The sequence below is a fragment of the Waterburya sp. genome, from assembly GCF_058530065.1.
On the sequence record NZ_JBZNBU010000126.1, the window covers coordinates 1 to 7,022 of the forward strand.

A 7,022-nucleotide genomic window follows, 5' to 3' on the forward strand; every position below is an offset into this window, starting at 1 on the left:
TCAATATTTTTTTCAATAGCACCAATTTTTTGTACTGCATCAATATCCCTGTCGAACAAGGCTTGGTGGCTAGCCACCAAGCCTTGTTCGACAGGGATATTGATGCAGTACAAAAAATTGGTGCTATTGAAAAAAATATTGATATATATTATCGGCAGATCGAATCAGATTGCGCTACTTTGATGACTTTGCAAGCACCTGTAGCTCAAGATCTACGTCTATTAAGTGCCTTGATGCAGCTGGTCAGAGATTTAGAGCGTATTGGCGATTATGCTGAAGATTTGACGGAGATGGCAATTAAACTAATGAAATATCCTCCTCATTTTGCTTTAGAGGAAATAGCTCAAATGTCCGAACACGCTCAATTGATGCTAGCCACTAGTTTAGTCGCCTTAGCCGATCTCGATCCCAGTGCAGGAGCGAGAGTCAAAGAAATGGACGATATTGTCGATGATGCTTACGATCGCCTTTACAATGTCATCGCTTTTCAAAAAGATATTTCAGGGTTTATCGAACCCATCCTTTTAATCGGCTTAACTATTCGCCATTTAGAAAGAATGGCAGACCATGCAACTAATATTAGCCAAAGAGTGACTTATATTGTCACTGGTAAACGGAACTAAAACTAAATCTGTCTTAACCAGAGCTTTACATTAATATAACTGCCCCATTAGCTTGCTCCTCTAGTATGTATCGTGCAGCAGACAAGACTTAGTATTTTCAATTTTAGTGAAATTAGCATCTGTTACTTAAGCAAAAAGACAATTACTTATTAGTAATCCTTATCATTATGATCTGGGCTATCTCGTCTATAATAGTATTCAAACAGGGAAACAGAAAGAAATTTTACTGTTTCTCCATCTGCCATAATTGAGAATATTTTTGACTGGTGTGCGATTATCAAAATGTCACGACTTTTTGTTTATCTAACTTGGGATTGATTATACTGGTCGAATAAATCGCTAAAGTATCATCAGCAGTCGATAACGGCTGTAAAAAATACTACAAAAATTAGCTGACTTATATTTATTTAAAGTGTGTGAGGATACGTATAAATGAATAGATTATTTTGGCAAATTGCAAAAGTTGCTCCAGTCTTATTTGCAGCTTCATTATTTGCACCCAACGGGGTTAACGCTCAAACTGTTACTGGGGATAACGATACAGTTAACGAAACTCTACAACAAATTAACAACTACCAAAAACAAGGAAAAGATGGTTTATCCCAGGTAACTAACGTCAACCAGCTAAGAGATGTATCTCCTACAGATTGGGCTTATGAAGCTCTACGTAGTTTGGTAGATCGTTATGGTTGTATTTCTGGTTTCCCCAACCAAACCTATCGTGGTAACCAACCCCTTTCCCGTTATGAATTTGCTGCTGGTCTAAACTCTTGTTTAAACCAAATCGAACGTCTAATTGCTTCTCAAGAAACTATCGGGGTTGAAGAATTAGAAACTATTCAGCGTCTTACCCAAGAATTTGAAGCAGAACTAGCGACCATCGGCGGTAGAGTTGATGAAATTGAAAGTCGTACTGCGGTATTAGAAGACAGTCAATTCTCCACAACTACCAAACTAAAAGGTGAAGCAATCTTCGCTATTTCTGACGTCTTCGGCGATTTTGCCGATACTGATGGGGATGAAGATACTAGCGATGAGATTGAAGCAGAAACTACTTTCAGCAGTCGCGTTCGTTTGAACTTCGATACTAGTTTCACAGGAGAAGACCGCTTGAGAACTAGATTGGAAGGTGGTAACTTTGAAGGAATTGATGATGCTCTAACTGGAACAGATTCTACTCGTCTTGGTTTTGATACTGGCGGCGGTTTCGATATCGAAGTTACTGACTTACACTATCGTTTCCCTGTAGGGGAAAGAGCGAGAGTTTGGGTTGGTGCTTTGGGTCTAGACCTAGACGATGTCTTCTCCGTAACTAACCCCATGTTAGAAAGTAGTGGTTCTGGTGCTTTGTCCCGCTTTAGTCGTCGCAATCCCCTGGTATTTCGAGGAACAGAGAGTGCTGGTGTTGGTGTTAACCTAGACATTATTGAAGATAAAGTTGGTGTAAATTTACTTTATCTAACTGATGATGCTAACGATCCTACTAGCCCTGACGGAGCTACTGGTACTCCAGGGGAAGGCTTGTTTGCAGGTTCTTTTTCTGCAGGCGCACAAGTCGAAGTTTCTCCTTTAGATTCTCTAGAACTTACTGCTACTTACGTGCGTAACTTCCAAACTGCTGGTAGTGTCAACCTATCTGGTAGTACTGTAGACGGAAATGCAACCGAACCTTTCACCGTAGCTGCTACTGGTGATGAAATTGATACCGCTGCTGACAAGATCGGTCTTGGTGCGAAGTTGGATATCGGCGAAAGAATCGTTGTAGCTGGCTGGGGTGGCTTTGCTAGCGTTACAGGTTTTGTTGACGGTAATGACAACGATCCTTCTGGTCAAATCTGGACTTGGGGCGCGAATGTTTCCTTCTTAGACTTGGGTATTGAAGGTTCTAAACTATCTTTTGCTGGCGGTATGCTACCTAAGTTTACTGCTGATCTAGATACCGATGAAAATCAAAATGCTTTAGCTGCTGGTATCAACATTGAAGAAGATCCCGACACTTCTATACTAGTTGAAGGACTTTACAGATTTCCTATCAATGATAATATTGCGATTACTCCTGGGGTTTATGCAGTATTTAATCCCAACCACGACGAAACTAACGATACTATTGTTGTAGGGGCGGTTCGTACTACCTTTAGCTTCTAAATTTTAGATTTAGTTCGATAAAGATTGAATAATTAATTGAAAGCAAGGTCTATAAACCGACCTTGCTTTTTTTGTTGCTTAAAAATAAGAACCTACAAGTATTAAGAATTATAGCTTTGTAGAGTTTCAGGGGCTTGACGGCGTAAAATTTCTACTGCCATATCTCCAATACCAGCAATATCCTCAACTAACACTAAATATTTATTGGCTGCTAAATAATCTCGATAGGGTACGGTATCGCTACTGGTAGTAGTCGCCCAACCGACACCACCGCCAATAAAAACACTACCCATTGCACCGCCAATTGCTCCGAGAATGCCACCTACAATATGATTACCTGGTTCTCCAGCCCAATCTAGGTTATGTAGCCCTGTAATTAAATTAAAAACATAGCCCCCAAAAAAACCAAAAGGAACTAACCAGTACGACATAAAAATCGCTCTTTTTTTGGCTTGTTTCATCGGATCTAACAAACCTAATTCATCCGCAGTCTTATAACCTTTGCCAGCGATCGCAATCTTATTTAAAGGAATGCCACCCTTTTCTAACGCTGTATAAGCTTCTTCCGCTTTCATGCGATCGGGTAAAACAGCAATTAGATAATTCATTTTTGATAATTTTTGACCAAACCAATTTTATTATTCCGATCCTAGCCTAGCAGAGCTTTAGTAGTTTTTTTTTGACTAAGAAGTATTAATTTATTTCCCTGCATATTTATTGTTTCTCCTACGTATTTTAGCTTTGGCAGTTTATGGAGAAGATTTAAGATGTTGTCAGAAATAACCGCAGAAATCTTACAACTATCCAAAGATTCAAAATTTGTTCGCAATCTATCTTGTATTTCCCTGCTAGCGATCGCCTGTCTTTTCGGTTTATCAGATTTACAAAGCCAAAGTAACCGAGTTTTGTTTAAAAATAGCTATACATATCTCAAAATAATAGATTGTGTTGACAACTAGGGAGCTTCTTCAAAACACAACGCGATCAAAAATAAAATTAACTAGCTGAATGGCTACCGATCTGTCAACAATTTTTTGCTATTGTGAACCAAAATTACTTGCTTTAAAGCAAGAATCGGACAAAAAAGCAAGAATAACATAGAGGCAAAAATTAATTCTATTTAAAATTCAGAAGGGAGATCGAGCCTCTTTGACACAGCACAATCAACCATGCCATGCAGTTAACTAATAAAGTCGCTCTAGTTACGGGGATAAACAACGATATAGGAAGCACGACAGCGATCGCCATGGCACAAGCAGGGGCAAAAGTTGCGATCGCCGATGAAGATGTGGTTCGCGGTGAAGCCGTAGTAGCCAAAATTAAGCAAAATGGGGGAGAAGCATTTTTTCACGAAGTAGATATTACTCTTGATCGCTATGTGATTAATTTAATCGATATTATTGTCAATCGTTACGGCAGTATAGATATAGCCTTTAACAATGCTTGTTTAGAAGCAGATTATTATCCTATTGCCCAACAATCAGAAGCTTTGGTAGCCCGTTTAATTGACTTTAATTTGAATGGCACCTGGATCTGTCTCAAACATGAATTGCGTCAAATGATCGAGCAAAATCAGGGGGCAATCGTTAATAATGTGGGTAAATATAAATCAGATGGTAGTTTGGGATGTGCTATGTATAGAGCAAATAAAGCAGCGATCGAAGCCATAACCCAGACAGCTGCGGTAGAATATGCTCGCCACAATATTAGAGTTAATGCCATCTCCCCTGGAATTTTGCCACAAGCCAGCCAACTCGCCCCCAAAATCGATGCAGGTGGTGAAGAAGTCGATTTTGCTCGAAGAAAATTCCCGACAACCGCTTCGCCCAAAATCGTTCCGATGAGAAGAGTTTGTCGATTTCAAGAAATAGCAGATACGGTAATTTGGTTGTGTTCTGACCAAGCATCATTTATTACAGGAAATACCATCTACATCGATGGTGGTTTAAAAGCTTTAACAGCACAGTAAAATGATTGAGGTTAAATCATGATTAAGCTTAAGCTCTGGGAAAGTCGATCGCAATAATCGAATAAAAAAAGCAATAAAACAGAATACAATCTCAAGTAAAAAATGGGATATTACGCTTATATTGGATGAATTGGTCAATTGCTCCATCCAAAACAAGATCTCTCATGGTAGTTTTTCAGTATATTAAATGGTAAGGAGAGTAATTAATTAATTGATTACACCTTCTAGCTTTGTATGGTGTAATCTTTTATTTTTTCGACAAAGCTCAACTATAAAGCAATCGTACAGATAACCAACGTATTTTTACAATGGACAAATCACAGATAGTTACTGTCGATTGGCATCAAGATCGATCCCATTCACAAATAAATGCTAATTTATTTTTTGAGCAATGGTATTCTACAAAACTAGATGGTAGAAGTTTGATTTATGGTGCTTATTCTGCTTGTGAATATGCAGAACGCTGTTATCTACAACATAGTGTTTTAGTTTATTTAGGCGATCGAGATAATTCTGTCCGAAAAATTGGCGATCGGATTCAACAGGAAAATATTCGTTATGGAGACATTACCATAGTTCCTGCTGGAGTCAATCATTGGGAAAAATTGAGTTCGGATAACTTAGAAATGATTATCTTAACGATTGAACCCAATTTTCTCAGCCGTATTGCTAGAGAAAATATTAATACCAACTCTGTTGAATTAAAACCTACTTTTGCCCAAAGAGATAACCTCATTCATAGCATTGCGCTCAATATTAAAAACGAATTAGAGGGAAAAAGATGCGATCGCATCTATGTAGAATCTTTATTTCAGGCTTTGTTGTTACACTTATTAAAAAATCATTGTTATAAAGAATATTATCCTCAAAAAGCAGAACAAGGATTGCCTCCCTATAAACTCAAACAAGCAATTAACTATATTAATAATAATTTGCCAGAAAATATCAAAACTTCGGATATAGCCAAAAAATTAGATCTTTCTCAATATTATTTTTGCCGTTTATTTCGAGAATCAACAGGTATCCCGCCCTATCGTTATGTAATTCAACAAAGAATAGCTAAAGCTAAAATTTTAATTCGGGAAAACAAACTGTCTTTATCGGATATTGCTTTAGAATGCGGCTTTAGTTCGCAATCTCAAATGACCCACCATTTTCACAAATTAGTAGAAGTTACTCCCAAGGTATATCGAGACCGTTTTTAGGTAATCTGTACTGATTTTATGGTTGATATTTAATCTAGTGCAGCTACTTCCGATCTGCTAGATCGATTATGATGATTGATGGAACATGAATTATAGATTAGATGCTGCCAAAAGAAGACCTATTAAAGCGTGTCGAAAATAAAGATGAAATTACTCGCGTAATCGATCGCGCCGATCAAGCTATTAAAAATTGGGAAGTCGTCGTTACAGATTTTCTATCTCCTCCCATATTGGCAGAAGTTAGAGCAATTTTTCAAAATTTAACGGAAATCGAAACATTATTCTGGGGTGGCTATCCCCAAGCGGAAAGACAGCGGGTGGCTTTGTCTCGTCCCGATCTTCCTTTAGATAAATCTCAAGTAGAATTAGCTGTTTTAGATATTGCAGGCAACTTTCTGTTCGATTCTGCTACCCATCGAGATTTTTTGGGTTCGATTTTGGGTACGGGTATTGTTAGAGATAAAGTGGGAGATATTATTGTTTTGGGAGAAAGAGGCGCGCAAGCAATTGTCGTTCCCGAAATGGTAGAATTTCTGACTACTTCCTTAACTCAAGTTCGTTCTGTAGCCGTTAAAACCCAACAAATCGAATTAAGCGAATTAAAAATTCGTCCTCCGAAAAAGAAAGAAATGACTACAGTAGAAGCTTCGATGCGCCTAGATGCGATCGCTTCGGCTGGTTTTGGTATGTCTCGCAGCAAAATGGCAGCAGCAATTTCTGGTAAAGACGTGAGAGTTAATTGGAAGGAAGTAACCCAGTCTAGTTATAACGTTAAAGAAGGAGATTTGATTGCCATGCGGGGTAAAGGGAGGTTAGAAGTAGGAGAAGTTTCCCTAACTAAGAAGGAACGCTATCGGGTTAATTTAGTGCGTTACAAATAAGTCAATCAAGCCCACTATTGAAGTAGCCTGAAGTAGCCTCTCTCGCTTGGGAATTGTTCGATAACTCAAGGCAAAGGTTTTAATACCGTAACGGCATAACATTCGGGAGATAAATAGCGGCAAGCGATCGCTTGTAACTCTTCTGCTTGAAACTGACTGACAATTTGAGGATATAGGGCAGAATCGGCAGCCGTAGCAA

General features: G+C 38.5%; 7 protein-coding genes. 6 read left to right on the forward strand and 1 reads right to left on the reverse strand.

Annotated elements, in window-relative coordinates; genetic code table 11:
* The first annotated feature begins 29 nt into the window (after window positions 1-29).
* Both phoU and AC33VI_RS08320 read left to right on the forward strand, forming a co-directional pair.
* The gene (gene phoU, locus AC33VI_RS08315) at window positions 30-623 is read left to right on the forward strand and encodes a phosphate signaling complex protein PhoU (RefSeq protein ID WP_491781806.1); all 594 of its coding nucleotides are present in this window, start codon (window positions 30-32) and stop codon (window positions 621-623) included.
* 432 nt (window positions 624-1,055) lie between these two features.
* A complete protein-coding gene (locus tag AC33VI_RS08320; RefSeq protein WP_491781800.1) occupies window positions 1,056-2,768 on the forward strand; it encodes an iron uptake porin in 1,713 nt (570 codons plus the stop codon).
* A gap of 101 nt (window positions 2,769-2,869) precedes the next feature.
* On the opposite strand, the gene AC33VI_RS08325 is transcribed toward AC33VI_RS08320, so the two are convergent.
* Window positions 2,870-3,376 carry a hypothetical protein gene (locus AC33VI_RS08325; protein WP_491781801.1) on the reverse strand — a complete coding sequence of 169 codons (507 nt, stop codon included), beginning with the start codon at window positions 3,374-3,376 and terminating at the stop codon, window positions 2,870-2,872.
* Window positions 3,377-3,535: 159 nt separating this feature from the next.
* On the opposite strand from AC33VI_RS08325, the gene AC33VI_RS08330 reads away from it, so the two are divergent.
* The 4 genes from AC33VI_RS08330 to AC33VI_RS08345 all read left to right on the forward strand — a co-directional run bounded on the left by AC33VI_RS08330 (window position 3,536) and on the right by AC33VI_RS08345 (window position 6,823).
* Window positions 3,536-3,727, forward strand: a complete 192-nt coding sequence (locus AC33VI_RS08330) for a hypothetical protein (protein WP_491781802.1) — start codon at window positions 3,536-3,538, stop codon at window positions 3,725-3,727.
* A gap of 215 nt (window positions 3,728-3,942) precedes the next feature.
* The gene (locus tag AC33VI_RS08335; RefSeq protein ID WP_491781803.1) at window positions 3,943-4,737 is read left to right on the forward strand and encodes an SDR family oxidoreductase; all 795 of its coding nucleotides are present in this window, start codon (window positions 3,943-3,945) and stop codon (window positions 4,735-4,737) included.
* A gap of 308 nt (window positions 4,738-5,045) precedes the next feature.
* Window positions 5,046-5,942 (forward strand): helix-turn-helix domain-containing protein, encoded by an 897-nt coding sequence (locus AC33VI_RS08340; protein ID WP_491781804.1) that lies wholly within the window; start codon window positions 5,046-5,048, stop codon window positions 5,940-5,942.
* 101 nt (window positions 5,943-6,043) lie between these two features.
* Complete coding sequence (locus AC33VI_RS08345; RefSeq protein WP_491781805.1) at window positions 6,044-6,823, forward strand: photosystem II electron transport protein, Sll1252 family; 780 nt, start codon at window positions 6,044-6,046, stop codon at window positions 6,821-6,823.
* Window positions 6,824-7,022: the final 199 nt, after the last annotated feature.

What these genes read in the sequence shown, in the direction of transcription:
- AC33VI_RS08340 (WP_491781804.1), top strand. Translation starts at nt 5,046, where the DNA reads ATGGACAAATCACAGATAGTTACTGTCGATTGGCATCAAGATCGATCC.
- AC33VI_RS08330 (WP_491781802.1), top strand. Translation starts at nt 3,536, where the DNA reads ATGTTGTCAGAAATAACCGCAGAAATCTTACAACTATCCAAAGATTCA.
- AC33VI_RS08325 (WP_491781801.1), bottom strand. Translation starts at nt 3,376, where the DNA reads ATGAATTATCTAATTGCTGTTTTACCCGATCGCATGAAAGCGGAAGAA.
- AC33VI_RS08345 (WP_491781805.1), top strand. Translation starts at nt 6,044, where the DNA reads ATGCTGCCAAAAGAAGACCTATTAAAGCGTGTCGAAAATAAAGATGAA.
- AC33VI_RS08320 (WP_491781800.1), top strand. Translation starts at nt 1,056, where the DNA reads ATGAATAGATTATTTTGGCAAATTGCAAAAGTTGCTCCAGTCTTATTT.
- AC33VI_RS08335 (WP_491781803.1), top strand. Translation starts at nt 3,943, where the DNA reads ATGCAGTTAACTAATAAAGTCGCTCTAGTTACGGGGATAAACAACGAT.